Source organism: Massilia sp. IC2-476 (assembly GCF_020707295.1).
GTDB lineage: Bacteria > Pseudomonadota > Gammaproteobacteria > Burkholderiales > Burkholderiaceae_D > Telluria.
In genome coordinates this window covers 177,219-193,013 of record NZ_JAJFER010000001.1, presented here as the reverse complement: position 1 = coordinate 193,013, position 15,795 = coordinate 177,219, and the positions used below count along the sequence as shown (strand labels likewise).

General features: G+C 64.6%; 14 protein-coding genes. 9 read left to right on the top strand and 5 right to left on the bottom strand.

Going from position 1 to position 15,795, the window contains the following annotated elements; translation table 11 throughout:
• Window positions 1-15 precede the first annotated feature (15 nt).
• The 3 genes from LK539_RS00905 to LK539_RS00895 are packed head-to-tail and all read right to left on the bottom strand — an operon-like array spanning window position 16 to window position 2,054.
• Complete coding sequence (locus tag LK539_RS00905) at window positions 16-837, bottom strand: DUF4198 domain-containing protein (protein ID WP_227799026.1); 822 nt, start codon at window positions 835-837, stop codon at window positions 16-18.
• 34 nt (window positions 838-871) lie between these two features.
• Window positions 872-1,384 (bottom strand): DUF2271 domain-containing protein, encoded by a 513-nt coding sequence (locus tag LK539_RS00900; RefSeq protein ID WP_227799025.1) that lies wholly within the window; start codon window positions 1,382-1,384, stop codon window positions 872-874.
• Window positions 1,385-1,433: 49 nt separating this feature from the next.
• Window positions 1,434-2,054, bottom strand: coding sequence for a PepSY-associated TM helix domain-containing protein (locus LK539_RS00895; protein WP_227799024.1), 621 nt, complete (start codon window positions 2,052-2,054; stop codon window positions 1,434-1,436).
• Between the two features lie 346 nt (window positions 2,055-2,400).
• Here LK539_RS00895 and LK539_RS00890 point away from each other — a divergent pair, with 346 nt between their 5' ends.
• The 6 genes from LK539_RS00890 to LK539_RS00865 all read left to right on the top strand — a co-directional run bounded on the left by LK539_RS00890 (window position 2,401) and on the right by LK539_RS00865 (window position 10,417).
• Window positions 2,401-5,256 (top strand): 2-oxoglutarate dehydrogenase E1 component, encoded by a 2,856-nt coding sequence (locus LK539_RS00890; protein WP_227799023.1) that lies wholly within the window; start codon window positions 2,401-2,403, stop codon window positions 5,254-5,256.
• 72 nt (window positions 5,257-5,328) lie between these two features.
• Complete coding sequence (gene odhB, locus LK539_RS00885) at window positions 5,329-6,579, top strand: 2-oxoglutarate dehydrogenase complex dihydrolipoyllysine-residue succinyltransferase (protein ID WP_227799022.1); 1,251 nt, start codon at window positions 5,329-5,331, stop codon at window positions 6,577-6,579.
• A gap of 79 nt (window positions 6,580-6,658) precedes the next feature.
• Window positions 6,659-7,015, top strand: a complete 357-nt coding sequence (locus LK539_RS00880; RefSeq protein ID WP_227799021.1) for a PspC domain-containing protein — start codon at window positions 6,659-6,661, stop codon at window positions 7,013-7,015.
• 15 nt (window positions 7,016-7,030) lie between these two features.
• Window positions 7,031-8,464 carry a dihydrolipoyl dehydrogenase gene (lpdA, locus tag LK539_RS00875; protein WP_227799020.1) on the top strand — a complete coding sequence of 478 codons (1,434 nt, stop codon included), beginning with the start codon at window positions 7,031-7,033 and terminating at the stop codon, window positions 8,462-8,464.
• A 151-nt stretch (window positions 8,465-8,615) separates the two neighbouring features.
• Window positions 8,616-9,713 carry a cell division protein ZapE gene (gene zapE / locus LK539_RS00870; protein ID WP_227799019.1) on the top strand — a complete coding sequence of 366 codons (1,098 nt, stop codon included), beginning with the start codon at window positions 8,616-8,618 and terminating at the stop codon, window positions 9,711-9,713.
• Window positions 9,714-9,727: 14 nt separating this feature from the next.
• Window positions 9,728-10,417 carry a hypothetical protein gene (locus tag LK539_RS00865; protein ID WP_227799018.1) on the top strand — a complete coding sequence of 230 codons (690 nt, stop codon included), beginning with the start codon at window positions 9,728-9,730 and terminating at the stop codon, window positions 10,415-10,417.
• Window positions 10,418-10,608: 191 nt separating this feature from the next.
• Here the strand turns inward: LK539_RS00865 and LK539_RS00860 are convergent, their stop codons facing one another.
• Window positions 10,609-11,403, bottom strand: a complete 795-nt coding sequence (locus LK539_RS00860) for a PP2C family serine/threonine-protein phosphatase (protein ID WP_227799017.1) — start codon at window positions 11,401-11,403, stop codon at window positions 10,609-10,611.
• Between the two features lie 201 nt (window positions 11,404-11,604).
• Between LK539_RS00860 and LK539_RS00855 the strand changes: the two genes are divergently transcribed.
• Together LK539_RS00855 and LK539_RS00850 are read left to right on the top strand one after the other, a co-directional pair.
• Window positions 11,605-11,805, top strand: a complete 201-nt coding sequence (locus LK539_RS00855) for a YdcH family protein (RefSeq protein WP_027867157.1) — start codon at window positions 11,605-11,607, stop codon at window positions 11,803-11,805.
• 24 nt (window positions 11,806-11,829) lie between these two features.
• Window positions 11,830-13,911 (top strand): ATP-dependent DNA helicase, encoded by a 2,082-nt coding sequence (locus LK539_RS00850; RefSeq protein ID WP_373889503.1) that lies wholly within the window; start codon window positions 11,830-11,832, stop codon window positions 13,909-13,911.
• 112 nt (window positions 13,912-14,023) lie between these two features.
• On the opposite strand, the gene LK539_RS00845 is transcribed toward LK539_RS00850, so the two are convergent.
• On the bottom strand, window positions 14,024-14,998 hold the full coding sequence (locus tag LK539_RS00845; protein WP_227799016.1) for an NADPH:quinone oxidoreductase family protein: 975 nt from the start codon (window positions 14,996-14,998) through the stop codon (window positions 14,024-14,026).
• A gap of 187 nt (window positions 14,999-15,185) precedes the next feature.
• On the opposite strand from LK539_RS00845, the gene LK539_RS00840 reads away from it, so the two are divergent.
• The gene (locus LK539_RS00840) at window positions 15,186-15,794 is read left to right on the top strand and encodes a toll/interleukin-1 receptor domain-containing protein (protein WP_227799015.1); all 609 of its coding nucleotides are present in this window, start codon (window positions 15,186-15,188) and stop codon (window positions 15,792-15,794) included.
• The last annotated feature ends 1 nt before the right edge of the window (window position 15,795 follow it).

The window sequence follows — 15,795 nt, the reverse complement described above, 5'->3', positions numbered from 1 at the left end:
GCCGCTTGCCGCTCCTTATTGCGGCAGGACTTCGAAGGTCGCCGCGTAGGTGTAGCGCTTGGCGGCGGGTGCCTGCTGGGCGCCGCGTTCGCCGCCCGGGAAGGAAGCGTTCAGCCAGTACATGTTTGCTGCCGGCACGGTGAAGCTCGCCTCACCCTTGGCGTCGGTGGTCAGGCGCTGTTCGCCCGAGGCGCCGCGGTACTTGGCGGTGCCCGGCGTCACGCTGAACGCCAGGTTGGCCGCCGGCTTGCCGTCAAGCTGGAAGCGCACCTTGATCGGCTCGCCGACGCGCAGGTCGGTCGGGTGGGTGACCGGGATCATCTCCAGGCCGCTGCCGCTCGGCTTCAGGGCGGTCTCGTTCATCTTGTTGGCCGAGACGAAGGTCTCCAGGCGGGTCTGCACTTGCGTGGTCTGGACTTCGGTGGCGCCGGCCGGGACCTGCACTTGCGGGCTGCCCTGGGCGCCGCGGAAACGCTTGGTTTCGCCGTTCAGCTTGTAGCTGCCCATGACGTTATTGTTGACGATCGCCAGGCGATAGGTGCCGTCCTTCGGCAGGCGCAGGTCGAGCGTGCTGCGGAACTTGCCCAGCACCGCGCCTTCGGCCTTGGTCGTGACGCCGTCCGGATCCGTGATCATCAGGCTGTCCAGGCGCAGCGGCGCGTGGTTGAATTCGAACAGCTGGTTCGAGATGCCGGCGTCGAGCGAGACCCAGGCTTCCTTCGCGTCGATCATGGTGCTGTTCGGAAGCAGCCAGGCGTTGTGGGCCTGGGCCGTCATCGACAGGGTGGCGGCGATCAGGCCGAGGGCGAGGGTCTTGCTGAGGCGCTTGAGTTGCATGGAATTCTCCTGTTGTCGTTTGTCTGTCTGTCGCTTACTGGATCTGGAGCGCCACGGCGCCCAGTTCGTCCTTGCCTGCCGCATTGGCGTCGACCTTGCCCTTGCCGGTCCAGTTGAACGGGACCTTGACCACTTCGCGGCCACCCGATTCGCGCGCGGCCTCGACCACCAGCGTGTAGTCGCCTGCCGGCAGCTTGTCCAGGCCGAAGCGCGCACCGTCGAACTTCATGGTGTGCACGCCCGGCGCACGGGTTGCGCCGCTGACGCCGTCGATCGGCATGGCGGCGTCGCGCCCGGCCTTGCGCCACCAGGAGCGCAGGTCCTTCAGCCACTTCTCGCCTTCGCGGTTCTTCATTTTCACGTCGTACAGCACGGCCAGGTTGGCAGCCACGGCCTGGTCGGCCTTCTCCACCCACATCGCCACATAGGGCTTGTGGTATTCCGCCACGTTCAGGCGCGGAAGCTCGAACTTGACCGACAGGTCGGCGGCCGTGGCCCAGCTGGACGCGAGCGGCAGCGTCAGGGCGAGCGAGTGAGACAGTTTCATCGGATTGCCTTATATATAGAGTGAAATTATTTGCTAATCTAATAAATCGTCAATGAACGAACAGCAGGGCGATCACGGCCGGCAGCACGATGCCGAAGCCGATCACCGGCCAGGTTGAGGGCCGGTTGGCCGCGTGGTATTTCAGGATCAGGAAGCCGGTGACGCAAAAAACAACACAGGCGATCGCGAAGATGTCGATGAACCAGCTCCACACGGCGCCCGTGTTGCGGCCCTTGTGCATGTCGTTGAGCCAGGAGATCCAGCCGCGCGAAGTGGCTTCGTATTCGGCGCCGCCGTCGACCGCGATGCGCAGCCAGGCGTCGCCGCCCGGGCGGGGCAGGGCGATGTAGGCGTCTTCTTCGGAAAACTCGGCGCGTTTCCCGCGCACGTCGACCGGGAAGGAGGCGTTGGCCCAGTCCGCGACCTCGCTCGGCAGCGGCACTTCGGCGTCCGCGTGCTCCGCCGCGTATTTTTCCAGCTGGGCGCGCAGTGGCGCCGGCAGCGTGGCTTTCAGGCGCGTGACTTCCGGCTTGGCTTCGATCTCGGCCGCGTGGTTGAGCGTGAATCCGGTAAAGCTGAACAGCAGCATGGCCATCAGGCAGATCGCGGAGCTGATCCAGTGCCACTGGTGCAGTTGCTTCAGGTAGACGGCGCGGCGGGGCCCTGGCATAGCCGGGGCGGCAGGCAGTTTCGCTGGGGCAGAAGTGGTCGGTCCGGTTGAGCTCATCCTCAAATGATAACGATTATCATTTACGTGGTCAACCATACAAGGTGGATTTACAAATAGAAATAAATAATTTGTCGGCCCAAGCTCTGCTTGACGTAGTCGCTTGCGTTACAATATTGTGCGCTAAAAGGCAGATTAGTTGCCTGAAGGCATGCCTTTGTAGTAACAGAATTCGTCCTTCCCCCACAACTTGAGTAGTAAGTGCGATCCGCTAACCGGTCAGGCCGTGTCGCGGAAGGTTACCTGAACCCGCCCCAAACTCGCGAAGCGCGAAGAAAGGTGAGCAAGAATGATGCAGCAACAAACAGCGAACTCGTACCTGTTCGGTGGTAATGCGCCGTACGTGGAAGAGTTGTATGAAGCCTACCTGAACAATCCGGGCTCGGTCCCGGAGAACTGGCGCGCTTACTTCGACCAGATGCAGCACGTGCCAGCGGTGGACGGCTCCAGCCGCCCCGACGTGGTGCACTCCTCGGTGGTCGCCTCGTTCGCGGAACGCGCCAAGCAGGGTCCGATCCGCACCGTCACCGCCAACCAGGACCCGGAACTGGGCCGTAAGCGCGTCGCCGTCACCCAGCTGATCGCCGCCTACCGCTACCTCGGTTCGCGCTGGGCCAACCTGGACCCGCTGCAGCGCCAGGAACGTCCGCCCCTGCCGGAACTCGATCCGAGCTTCTACGGCTTCACCGAAGCGGACCTGGACACCGTCTTCAACATCAGCAATACCTACTTCGGCAAGGAAACCGCGCCGCTGCGCGACATCCTGAACTGGCTGCGTGACACTTACTGCCGTTCGATCGGCGCCGAGTTCATGTACATCAGCGATCCGACCGAAAAGCGCTGGCTGCAGGAACGCCTGGAGTCGATCCGCTCGACCCCGACCTTCTCGGGCGAAAAGAAAAAGCACATCCTCGAGCGCCTGACCGCGGCCGAAGGCCTGGAGCGCTACCTCCACACCAAGTACGTCGGCGCCAAGCGCTTCTCGCTGGAAGGCGGCGAATCCTTCATCGCCTCGATCGACGAAGTCATCCAGCGTGCCGGTGAAAAGGGCGTGCAGGAAATTGTCATCGGCATGGCCCACCGCGGCCGCCTCAACGTGCTGGTCAACACCCTGGGCAAGAGCCCGGCCGACCTGTTCGAGGAATTCGAAGGCAAGCACGCCGACGACCTGCCGGCAGGCGACGTGAAATACCACCAGGGCTTCTCGAGCGACATCTCGACCCCGGGCGGCCCGGTCCACCTGTCGCTGGCCTTCAACCCTTCGCACCTGGAAATCGTGAACCCGGTGGTCGAAGGTTCGGTCAAGGCGCGCATGGAACGCCGCGGCGACCGCAAGGGCAAGGAAGTGCTGCCGATCCTGGTGCACGGCGACGCCGCATTCGCCGGCCAGGGCGTGGTCATGGAAACCCTGAACCTGGCCCAGACCCGCGGCTACGGCACCGGCGGTACCGTCCACATCGTCATCAACAACCAGATCGGCTTCACCACCTCGGACCCGCGCGACGCCCGTTCGACCATCTACTGCTCGGACGTCGTCAAGATGATCGAAGCACCGGTGCTGCACGTGAACGCCGACGATCCGGAAGCGGTCGTGCTGGCCTCGCAGATCGCGATGGACTACCGCACCGAGTTCGGCAAGGACGTGGTCGTGGACATCGTCTGCTACCGCAAACTCGGCCACAACGAGCAGGACACCCCGGCGCTGACCCAGCCGCTGATGTACAAGAAGATCGCCAAGCACCCGGGCACCCGCAAGCTGTACGCGGAGAAGCTGGCTGCGCAGGGCACCGTGCCGCCGGAAACCGGTGACCAGCTGGTCGCCGAATTCCGCAACGCGATGGACGCCGGCAAGCACACCGTGGACCCGGTGCTGACCAACTTCAAGAACAAGTACGCCGTCGACTGGGCGCCGTTCCTGAACAAGAAGTGGACCGACGCCGCCGACACCGCCGTGCCGATGACCGAACTGAAGCGCCTGGCCGAACGCATCACCAAGGTGCCGGAAGGCTTCAAGCCGCACTCGCTGGTCGAGAAGGTCCTGAACGACCGCGCCACCATGGGCAAGGGCGAGATGAACCTCGACTGGGGCATGGGCGAGCACCTGGCCTTCGCGTCGCTGCTGTCCTCGGGCTACGCTGTTCGCCTGTCGGGCCAGGACGCTGGGCGCGGTACTTTTGTCCACCGCCACGCCGTGCTGCACGACCAGAACCGCGAGCGCTGGGACCAGGGCATCTACCTGCCGCTGGCCAATGTATCGGACAACCAGGCCAACTTCACCGTGATCGACTCGGTGCTGTCGGAAGAAGCGGTGCTCGGTTTCGAGTACGGCTACTCGACCGCCGAACCGAATACGCTCACCATCTGGGAAGCCCAGTTCGGCGACTTCGTCAACGGCGCCCAGGTCGTCATCGACCAGTTCATCGCCTCGGGCGAAGTGAAGTGGGGCCGCGCTTCGGGCCTGACCATGATGCTGCCGCACGGCTATGAAGGCCAGGGTCCGGAGCACTCGTCGGCCCGTATCGAGCGCTTCCTGCAGCTGTGCGCCGACAACAACATGCAAGTGGTGCAGCCGACCACGGCCGCCCAGATCTTCCACCTGCTGCGCCGCCAGATGGTGCGCCAGTTCCGCAAGCCGCTGGTGATCTTCACGCCGAAGTCGCTGCTGCGTAACAAGGACGCCGGCTCGCCGCTGACCGACCTGGCCAAGGGCGGTTTCCAGACCGTCATCGGCGAAGTGGACGAGAAGATCGAAGCGTCGAAGGTCAAGCGCGTGCAGGTCTGCTCGGGCAAGGTCTACTACGACCTGGTCGCCGCCCGCAAGACCCGCGGCGTGAGCGATGTCGCCATCGTCCGTATCGAACAGATGTACCCGTTCCCGCACAAGTCCTTTGCCGCCGAACTGAAGAAGTATCCGAACGCGACGGAAGTGGTGTGGGTGCAGGACGAGCCGCAGAACCAGGGTCCGTGGTTCCAGATCCAGCACAACGTCTTCGAAAGCATGGAAGACGGCCAGCGCCTGTCTTACGCAGGCCGCCCGGCTTCTTCGTCGCCTGCGGTCGGCTACGCCGACAAGCACGTGGCGCAGCAGAAGGAACTGCTGGAAACCGCGTTCTCGAAGCTGAAGGGCTTCATCCTGACCAAGTAATCACCGCTGCCCCCGGCGCCAGCAAGCCCGGGGGCCTTTGCATACAGAATATATAAAACGGAGCTACATCAAATGGCACAAATCGAAGTCAAGGTCCCCCAACTGTCGGAATCGGTTGCTGAAGCAACCCTGCTGTCCTGGCACAAGAAAGTCGGCGAGAAAGTCTCGCGCGACGAGAACATGATCGACATCGAGACCGACAAGGTGGTCCTGGAACTGCCGGCCCCGAGCGAAGGCGTGATCGTCCAGCTGCTGAAGGCCGACGGCGCGACCGTCGTGTCCGGCGAAGTCATCGCCATCGTCGATACCGAAGCTTCGGCACAGACCAGCCCGGTGGCAGTGAAGCCGATCCCGTCGGCTGCCCCGAACGCGCCGATCGAAGCCGCCCCGGCTGCTGCCGCAACCGGCTCGAAAGGCGATGTCGCCATGCCGGCCGCCGCCAAGATCCTGGCCGACAACAACATGAGCGCGTCGGATGCCACCGGCACCGGCCGCGACGGCCGCGTGACCAAGGGCGACGCCCTGGCCGCAGTCGCCAACAAGCCGGCACAAGCTGCCGCTCCGGCTCCTGCCGCCAAGCCAGCCCTGCAGCCGGTCGCCGCACCGATCGCCAGCCTGGGCGACCGTCCGGAAGAGCGCGTGCCGATGAGCCGCCTGCGCGCCCGTATCGCCGAGCGCCTGCTGCAGTCGCAACAGACCAACGCCATCCTGACCACCTTCAACGAGGTGAACATGGCGCCGGTCATGGAACTGCGCAACAAGTACAAGGACAAGTTCGAGAAAGAGCACGGCGTCAAGCTGGGCTTCATGTCCTTCTTCGTCAAGGCTGCCGTTGCCGCTCTGAAGAAGTACCCGATCCTGAACGCCTCGGTCGACGGTAACGACATCGTCTACCACGGTTACTTCGACATCGGTATCGCCGTCGGTTCGCCGCGCGGCCTGGTGGTGCCGATCCTGCGCAACGCCGACCAGCTGTCGATCGCCGAGATCGAGAAGAAGATCGGTGAATTCGGCCAGAAGGCAAAAGACGGCAAGCTGACCCTGGACGACCTGTCGGGCGGTACCTTCTCGATCTCGAACGGTGGTGTGTTCGGTTCGATGCTGTCGACCCCGATCATCAACCCGCCGCAGTCGGCTATCCTGGGCGTGCACGCGACCAAGGACCGCGCCGTGGTGGAAAACGGCCAGATCGTGATCCGTCCGATGAACTACCTGGCAATGTCTTACGACCACCGCATCATCGACGGCCGCGAAGCCGTGCTGGGCCTGGTGGCCATGAAGGACGCGCTGGAAGATCCGGCCCGCCTGCTGCTCGACCTGTAATCGAGAGCACCGCGGTGCAGTGCGGACATGCCTTGCGGGGCATGTCCGCTGACACAGCAGACCACCAGTGAGGACCGCCATGATCTCCGATGAAATCCGGCGTTTGCATGAACTGCACCAGGCCGGCGCCCTGACGGACGCCGAATTCGAACAGGCCAAGGCGAAGGTCCTGGCCAGCGAACGGATCAACCTGGACAAGGATGGCGGCGCGAGCAGCGGTTTCGGCCCGCCGCCGGGCAGCATCGAGGCCAAGTTCCGCACCATGCGCCGCCCGCGCCGCGATCGCTGGCTGGCCGGTGTCTGCGGCGCCCTGAGTTCGGCCTTCGGCATGGACATCTATGCCTGGCGCCTCGTGTTCGTCCTGCTTACCCTGGTGACGACCGGTATCGGAGCCCTGGCCTATCTGGCCCTGTGGATCTTTGTCCCAGAAGAATAAATAAGGAAGCTACTCATGAGTAACGAGAAACAATTTGACGTCGTCGTGATCGGCGGCGGCCCCGGCGGCTACATCGCCGCCATCCGCGCAGCGCAGCTGGGCTTCAAGACCGCCTGCATCGACGCATGGAGCAACGCAGCCGGCAAGCCGGCTCCGGGCGGCACCTGCACCAACGTCGGCTGCATCCCGTCGAAAGCGCTGCTGCAGTCGTCGGAACACTTCGAGCACGCCGGCCACGCCTTTGCCGACCACGGCATCAAGGTCGGCGGCCTGGAACTCGACCTGCCGACCATGCTCAAGCGCAAGGACACCATCGTCAAGCAGAACAACGACGGCATCCTGTTCCTGTTCAAGAAGAACAAGGTCACCTTCTTCCACGGCCACGGTTCCTTCGCCGGCAAAACCGATGGCGGCTACACCGTCAACGTGAGCGGCCAGACCACCGACACCCTGAGCGCCAAGAACGTGGTCATCGCGACCGGTTCGAACGCACGCCAGCTGCCGGGCGCGGAATTCGACGAGAAGCTGATCCTGTCGAACGAAGGCGCACTGGCGATCGACGCGGTCCCGGGCAAGCTGGGCGTGATCGGCGCCGGCGTCATCGGCCTGGAAATGGGCTCGGTGTGGCGCCGCGTGGGCGCGGACGTCACCGTGCTGGAAGGCCTGCCGACCTTCCTGGGCGCGGTCGACGAGCAGATCGCCAAGGAAGCGCACAAGCTGTTCACCAAGCAGGGCCTGAAGATCAACCTGGGCTGCAAGATCGGCAAGATCACCAAGGGCGCGAACGACGTCACCGTGGAATACGCGGACAGCACCGGCGCCGAGCAGAAGGCCACGTTTGACCGCCTGATCATCTCGATCGGCCGCGTGCCGAACACCACCGGCCTCGGTATCGAGACCGTCGGCGTGCAGCTGGACGAGCGCGGCTTCGTGGTCGTGGACGACGAGTGCCGCACCAGCCTGCCGGGTGTGTGGGCGGTGGGCGACGTCGTGCGCGGCCCGATGCTGGCGCACAAGGCGGAAGAAGAGGGCGTCGCGGTTGCCGAGCGCATCGCCGGCCAGCACGGCCACGTCAACTTCAACACTATCCCGTGGGTGATCTACACCTCGCCGGAAATCGCCTGGGTCGGCAAGACCGAGCAGCAGCTGAAGGCCGACGGCGTGTCGTACAAGGCCGGCACCTTCCCGTTCATGGCCAACGGCCGTGCGCGCGCGCTGGGCGATACCTCGGGCATGGTGAAATTCCTGGCCGATGCGACCACCGATGAAATCCTGGGCGTGCACATCGTCGGCCCGGTGGCCTCCGAGCTGATCTCGGAAGCCGTCGTCGCGATGGAGTTCAAGGCCTCGTCGGAAGACATCGCCCGCATCTGCCACGCGCACCCGTCGCTGTCGGAAGCCGTGAAGGAAGCGGCGCTGGCGGTGGACAAGCGTTCGCTGAACTTCTAAAGCAACAGAGGCGCTACCGCGCCTTGGTAGGGTGGGCGGGTTCCCCGCCCACGCGTTCAAACCACGTATCCCGGCCCGCTCCGTGGCGTGCAAGCGTACGTTGAACGCGTGGGCGGGAGACCCGCCCACCCTACGTTAACACTGCCACATCATGAACGTTCAAGAGTACTATCAACACGCCCTCACCGAGCGCGGCTTCCAGTCCGACCCGGCCCAGCAAGCCGCGGTGGACCGTCTCCAGCAGGCGTACGACGACTGGGTCCATTACAAGGCCCAGCGGTCGTCCGCTTTCAAGCGCCTCATCAACCGTCCGGACGTGCCGAAGGGCGTGTACATGTGGGGCGGGGTGGGGCGCGGCAAGTCCTTCCTGATGGACTCCTTCTATTCGGTGGTGCCGGTGGTGCGCAAGACGCGCCTGCACTTCCACGAGTTCATGCGCGCCGTGCACGGCCAGCTGGACGAACTGAAAGGCGTGGCCGATCCGCTCGACGAAGTGGCCAAGCGCATCGCCAAGAAATACCGCCTGATCTGCTTCGACGAATTCCACGTCTCGGACATCGCCGACGCGATGATCCTGTATAACCTGCTCAAGGCCCTGTTCGACAACGGCGTCTCCTTCGTGATGACCTCGAACTACGAGCCGTCCACGCTGTACCCGGACGGGCTGCACCGCGACCGCATGCTGCCGACCATCGCGCTGCTGCAGGAAAAGCTCGACATCCTCAACGTCGATGCCGGCAACGACTACCGCAAGCGCGCGCTCGAGCAGGTGCAGGCCTACTACATGCCGCTGAACGCCGCTTCCGACCAGAAGCTGCGCGATACCTACGCCAAGGTGGCCGATACGGCCGACGAGAGCCCGATCGTCCACATCGAGAACCGCGAGATCCGCGCGCTGCGCCGCGCCGGCGGCGTGATCTGGTTCGACTTCGCGACCCTGTGCGGCGGCCCGCGCTCCCAGAACGACTACCTGGAGCTGGCTTCGCGCTTCCACACCGTGATCCTGTCCGGCATTCCGGCCATGTCGGCGGGGCAGTCCTCGGAAGCGCGCCGCTTCACCTGGCTGGTCGACGTGTTCTACGACCACAAGGTCAAGCTGATCATGTCGGCGGCAGTGGAGCCCGAGGAGCTGTACACCAAGGGTATGCTCGCGAACGAATTCCACCGCACTGTCTCGCGTATCATTGAAATGCAGTCGCGCGAGTACATGCTCGCCGAGCGCCGCGGTGCGGCCGACGCCATCGCTTGAACCGAAAGGAAACCATGAGCAGTCACCCAGTATTCCGCGCAGCTGGCAGCGCCTTCGCGGCAGCCGTGATCGCCGCAGCCCTGTCGGCCTGCGCCAGCGTAGAGCCGGGCCCGTCGGTGGAAGCGGTCGACCCGACCACCTCCGTCGCCCAGGCCGACCAGCGCCTGGCCGCGGTCGCGGCCGAACGCGCCGCCATCGAGGCGCGCTATGCCGAACGTGAAGCGGTCTGCTACAAAAAATTCTTCGTGAATAACTGCCTGGACGAAGCGAGGGAGCGCCGCCGCGTGGCACTGGTCGCCCAGCGCAACATCGAGATCGAAGCCGAGCGCTTCAAGCGCCGCACCAAGGTCGAAGAGCGCGACCGCGAGATCGCCGCTGCCGAAGCCGAGTACCGGGCCGAGGAAGCCCGCCTGGCCACCGAGCCGCAGCCCGCACCGCGTGAGGTAACGCCGCTGCCGCCGGCCAAGCCCTCGCCGGCCGCCTCGCGCATGGCGCGCCGCAACGCCAAGGCCAAGGAAGAAGCGGCCCGCGCGCCGGAAGAGGCAGCCAAGGCGGCTGCGAACGCCCGCGAATTCGAGGAGCGCAAGCGCCGCTCGGAACAGAAGCAGAAGGAAGTCGCGGAGCGCGTGGCCGAGCGCGAGGCGAAGGCCGCGGCGCGCAAGGCGGACGAAGAGAAGAGGGCGAAGGCGGCGGCAGGGAAGTAACTTCATTTCGGCCACCGCACGATGAGTCGTCATCCCGGCGAAGGCCGGGATCCAAGTTCGTCGAGTGCTGCCTACGCTTCAGGTAAGTGGTACGCACGCAAAATTGGATTCCGCCTACGCCGGAAGTCATGGGCGCCAGTGGCGCGCATGACGGCTCATCTGCTAATGGTGAAAGCCGACGTCGCAGGTCCTCAGACCACTCGTCCCACTTTGCCCGCCATTCCCTCCTGCGCCGCCTTCACCAGCTTCACGATCGCCATCGAGCAATTCCCACCCTTGCCCTGGGAGCGCTCGCCCGCCTTGTTGATCAGCATCTCCGACGCCTGTCGCGGCGTTGTCTTGCTCGTGACCGCCGCCAGTTCCGCGTCCGTAAAGAAGTGCCACAAGCCATCCGAGGCCAGCAGGAAGCCGTCCCCAGGCGCCAGCCCCACATGGCTGCCGATGGTCACGAAGGGTTCCTTGCGGCTGTTGCCCAGCACGTTGAGCAGGAGTTTCGACTTGCGGTGGTTTTTGGCCGCTTCTTCCGGCAATTTGTCGGTCGATACGAGATGCTCCACATAGGCGGCATCATTGCTGCGGCTGAGGCACTTGCCGTCCTGGAAGCGGTACAGCCTGGAATCGCCCACGTGCGCCCACACCGCCTCGCCGTGCGGCGTCAGGACCAGCCCGACGAAGCTGGCGTGCGCCTCGACCTGGGTGGCGACGGCGTTCATCTTGATGATCAGGTGGGTCTCGTTGACGATCTCGCGCAGGAGCTCGCCGATCCGTTCCAGGCTGGGATGGTCGCCGGGCTTGAATTCGTCGAAGACCTGGCGCGCCGTGTGCAGCACCTGGTCCGCGCCGCTAGCGCCGGCAATGCCGTCCGACAGCACGGCCAGCACGTAGCCGGGCGCACGCGCGCCGGTCAGGAGGGCGACGCGGTCGTTCTGCTGGGGACGGTTCCCGATGTGCTGCGCGGTGCCGGCTTCGATCTTGTATGTTGTCATAAACCTTTATTTCGGTAGCGCCTGCGCCAATCTTTGTTGGCGGCAACCTCGGCGTAGATTAAACTATGCACCGAGAAGCCGTTGTGTTGCAAGCCGAACACACCGGCCGCCCCAGGTAAACCCGCGGCGCACCGTCTGCCGCCGGCGCCATCGCCCGAGCTCCCGCAAACGCTTTGTACAGAACTGTTTGGAACAGCAATCATGACCGACGTCCAGGACATCCAGCGCCGTATCATTGAACTCGACGTGGAACACCGCGACCTCGATGCCGTCATTTCGATGCTGGCCGCCGATGGCCATGCCGACCAGCTACAGCTGCGCCGTTTGAAAAAGCGTAAGCTGCAGCTCAAGGATCATATTACGCTGCTGAAGATGCAGCTGGTGCCCGATATCCCGGCCTGAACCGGGCTTTAAAGAAACAAGCAATTGACCGACCATCTCCCTGTTCCCGGCGTCAGCGCCGCCGAGCCGGCGGGGTCGCCGCCACAGGGCGACGTCCTCCCGGCCAGCGTCCGTCCCGCCGGTAAATACGACGAAGAGCTCGACCGCCTGTTCGGGGCGGGAGGCCCGCTTGCGCCCAATGTGGGTACCTACAAGCCGCGCCAGTCGCAGACCGAAATGGCCAAGGCCATCGCCGGCGCGATCGCCGAGCAGAAGGTCCTCATGGCCGAGGCCGGCACCGGCACGGGCAAGACCTTCGCCTACCTGGTCCCCGCGCTGCTGTGGGGCGGCAAGACCATCATCTCGACCGGTACCAAGAACCTGCAGGATCAATTGTTCCTGCGCGACATCCCGACCATCCGCGCCGCCCTGCGCGCGCCGGTCTCGGTGGCGCTGCTCAAGGGCCGCTCGAACTACGTCTGCCACTTCCACCTCGAACGCACCCTGAACAACGGCCGCCTGACTTCGCGCGACGACGTCGGCCACCTGCGCGAGATCTCGCGCTTCATCAAGATGACCAATTCGGGCGACAAGGCCGAGCTGGCCAAGGTGCCGGAAAACGCCACGGTCTGGAACCTCGTCACCTCCACACGCGACAGCTGCATGGGCGCCGAGTGCCAGTACTACCAGGACTGTTTCGTGATGAAGGCGCGCCGCGAGGCGCAGCAGGCGGATGTGGTGGTGGTCAACCACCACCTGTTCTTCGCCGACGTGGCGCTGAAGGATACCGGCGTGGCCGAACTGCTGCCCTCGGCCAACACCATCATCTTCGACGAAGCGCACCAGCTGCCCGACACCGCGACGCTGTTCTTCGGCCAGTCGGTCTCGACCTCGCAGGTGCTGGAACTGTGCCGCGACGTGCTGGCCGAAGGCCTGGCGCATGCGCGCGGCCCGGACTGGGCCAAGGTCGTGACCGTGGTCGAAAAGGCGGCGCGCGACCTGCGCCTGACCTTCCCGGAAGGCGGCACCCGGCTGTCGCTGCCGCAGATCCTGCCAACCTCGGCGTTTTTCCCGGCGCTCGAGAAGCTGAAGGAAGAGCTGTCCGGCATGATCACCGTGCTGGAAGAACATTCTGCGCGCGCGGAGACGATCGAGGCCTGCCGCCTGCGCGCGCACGAGCTGAGTGCCTCCTTCGACGCCTGGAAGCCGGATGCCAAGAAAGGCAAGGTTGTCGCGGGTGACGATGCCGCCGTGCTGTGGGTCGAGGCCTTCAATTCCTCGCTGCAGCTGCACAAGACACCGCTGTCGATCGCGCCGATCTTCTCGGGCCAGCGCGAAGGCACGCCGCGCAGCTGGATCTTCACCTCGGCGACGCTGGCGGTGAAGAACGACTTCAAGCATTTCTCCGACCAGATGGGCCTGACCGGCGAGCCCGCCATGACCTGGCCGAGCCCGTTCAACTACGGCGAGCAGGGCATCCTGTACGTGCCGACCGGCTTGCCGGAACCGAATTCCTTCCAGTACACCGACGCCTGCGTCGATATGGCCCTGCCGGTGATTGAGGCGGCCGGCGGTCGCACCTTCTTCCTGTGCACGACCATCCGCGCCGTAAACAAGGTGGCCGAGCGCCTGCGCGAAGAGTTCTCGGCGCGCGGGCTGGACTTCCCGCTGTTCGTGCAGGGCGAGCGCGGCCGTACCGAACTGCTCGATTCCTTCCGCAACGCCGGCAATGCGGTGCTGGTGGGCAGCCAGAGCTTCTGGGAAGGCGTGGACGTGCGCGGCGACGCGCTGTCGCTCGTCATCATCGACAAGCTGCCCTTCGCCCCGCCGGACGACCCGGTGCTGGCGGCGCGCATCGAAGTGATGGAAAAGCAGGGCCTGAACGGCTTCATGCACCACCAGCTGCCGGAAGCGATCATCACGCTCAAGCAGGGGGCAGGACGCCTGATCCGCGACGTGGAGGACCGTGGCGTGCTGATGATCTGCGACCCGCGCATCATCACCAAGCCTTACGGGCGCCGCATCTGGCAGAGCCTGCCGCCGTTCAAGCGTACCCGCGTGCAGTCGGAGGTGATCGAGTTCTTCCAGCCGGGGACGATGGCGGACGCGGCGGATTTGAACGCCTAAGGATTTCGTAGGGTGGGCGGCTGTGCCGCCCACGCGGTAGCTAGCGGCGAGATCATCCGGCGCGATATCGAAGCCGATAACGATCACCGCGTGGGCGGGAGACCCGCCCACCCTACGGGCAGATCACCACCTTACCGGTAACCTTACGCGCCGCCATGTCATTCAGCGCCCGCGCCGTCTCCTCCAGCGGATAGCGCCCCGACACCAGCGGCTTGAGCTTGCCCTCCGCCATCCACCCCAGCATCTGCCGCATCGCCGCCAGGTTGGCCTTTGGCTCGCGGCGCACGAAGTCGCCCCAGAACACGCCGACCACCGATGCGCCCTTCAGCAGCATCAGGTTCCAGGGCAGTTTCGGAATCTCGCCGGCGGCGAAACCCACCACCAGGTGCCGGCCGCGCCAGGCGATCGAGCGCAGCGCCGGTTCGCTGTACGGGCCGCCGACCGGGTCGTAGATGACGTCCGGGCCGCGCCCGCCGGTCGCCGCCTTGAGTGCTTCGCGCAGGTCTTCCTTTTCGTAGTTGATCACGACATCGGCCCCGTGCGCCTGGCAGATCGCCAGTTTCTCGTCGGTGGACGCGGCTGCGATCACGCGCGCGCCGATGGCCTTGCCGATCTCGATCGCGGCCAGGCCGACGCCGCCGGCCGCGCCCAGCACCAGCATGGTTTCGCCCGGCTGCAGGGCGGCGCGGTCGACCACTGCGTGGTGGGAGGTGCCGTAGGTGAGGGTGATGGCGGCCGCCGTGTCGAAGTCCATACCAGGAGGCATCGGCATCAACGCGTCGGCCGGCGCAATCGCCTGCTCGGCAAAGGCCCCGGTGCGCGTGAAGCCGATCACCGACTGGCCCGGTGCGAAGCCGCTCACGCCCTCGCCGACGGCGCGCACGGTGCCGGCGAATTCGTTACCGGGCGTGAAGGGCAGCTCCGGCCGCACCTGGTATTTGCCCTGTACCGTCAGCACGTCCGGGAAGTTCACCCCGGCCGCTTTCACGTCGACGACAACTTCGCCCTTGCCGGGCACCAGGTCGGGCAGGTCCTCGATCACGAGGCTGTCGATCGGACCCCAATCCTTGCAGCGTACGGCCTTCATTTGCTCTCCTTTGCGTCGAATACGTCCATGAATAACCGGCGGCATTATGCCTGAAGGTGCATTCCACGCTACCTTTCAGGCATGCTGCCGAGTCCGCCAGCACGCTTGTGCATCCGCAAAGTGGCCGAGGTCGGTGAAGCTAGAGTCAAAGGAATCCGCCTTAGCACATTGGAATAGGGGACAGGCAATGGCGATCCGTTACGGGTGTTTCTTTAGCTACGCACATGGCAGGCACGACCTGATGCGACGGTTCAAGACCGCCCTTGCCGACGCCTTGCGCTGCTACCTCGAACCTTACTTCGACAACGAAGACGAACTGTTTATCGATACCGAGCAGCTGGGCGGAGGCGATGACCTCGACCGCAAGATCGCACGCGCGATGTGCGAGAGCGTCTGCATGATCCTGATCTACACGCCCAAGTACGAAGCCCACGCCAACACACGGCGCGAATACGCGGCCATGCGCCAGCTCGAACACGAGCGCGCGGCCTGGTACCCGCTGCCGAGCCACCTGATCATTCCCGTCATCATGACGCGGCATCCGGAATCCCTGCCTCCCGAAATTACCGAGAACAGTTTTTACGTCGACTTTTCCCACTTCACGATGGCGACGGCCGACCTCAAATCCAACCCCGAGTTCCTGCCCGACATCGACAAGATGGTCAAGCGCATCGCCACCCATTACCAGCATCAAAAAAAGCATACGCCGCCTGGCCATGACTGCAACCAATTCATGCTTCCCGATGTCCCACCCGAATGGCGTGCAGTGCCAAGCCTGACGTTTCCAAAAAAATGAG

Coding starts and splice junctions, on each gene's coding strand:
- LK539_RS00840 (WP_227799015.1), top strand. CDS start 15,186: ATGGCGATCCGTTACGGGTGTTTCTTTAGCTACGCACATGGCAGGCAC.
- LK539_RS00880 (WP_227799021.1), top strand. CDS start 6,659: ATGATCTCCGATGAAATCCGGCGTTTGCATGAACTGCACCAGGCCGGC.
- LK539_RS00890 (WP_227799023.1), top strand. CDS start 2,401: ATGATGCAGCAACAAACAGCGAACTCGTACCTGTTCGGTGGTAATGCG.
- LK539_RS00895 (WP_227799024.1), bottom strand. CDS start 2,054: ATGCCAGGGCCCCGCCGCGCCGTCTACCTGAAGCAACTGCACCAGTGG.
- lpdA (WP_227799020.1), top strand. CDS start 7,031: ATGAGTAACGAGAAACAATTTGACGTCGTCGTGATCGGCGGCGGCCCC.
- odhB (WP_227799022.1), top strand. CDS start 5,329: ATGGCACAAATCGAAGTCAAGGTCCCCCAACTGTCGGAATCGGTTGCT.
- LK539_RS00860 (WP_227799017.1), bottom strand. CDS start 11,403: ATGACAACATACAAGATCGAAGCCGGCACCGCGCAGCACATCGGGAAC.
- LK539_RS00845 (WP_227799016.1), bottom strand. CDS start 14,998: ATGAAGGCCGTACGCTGCAAGGATTGGGGTCCGATCGACAGCCTCGTG.
- LK539_RS00855 (WP_027867157.1), top strand. CDS start 11,605: ATGACCGACGTCCAGGACATCCAGCGCCGTATCATTGAACTCGACGTG.
- LK539_RS00865 (WP_227799018.1), top strand. CDS start 9,728: ATGAGCAGTCACCCAGTATTCCGCGCAGCTGGCAGCGCCTTCGCGGCA.
- LK539_RS00905 (WP_227799026.1), bottom strand. CDS start 837: ATGCAACTCAAGCGCCTCAGCAAGACCCTCGCCCTCGGCCTGATCGCC.
- zapE (WP_227799019.1), top strand. CDS start 8,616: ATGAACGTTCAAGAGTACTATCAACACGCCCTCACCGAGCGCGGCTTC.
- LK539_RS00900 (WP_227799025.1), bottom strand. CDS start 1,384: ATGAAACTGTCTCACTCGCTCGCCCTGACGCTGCCGCTCGCGTCCAGC.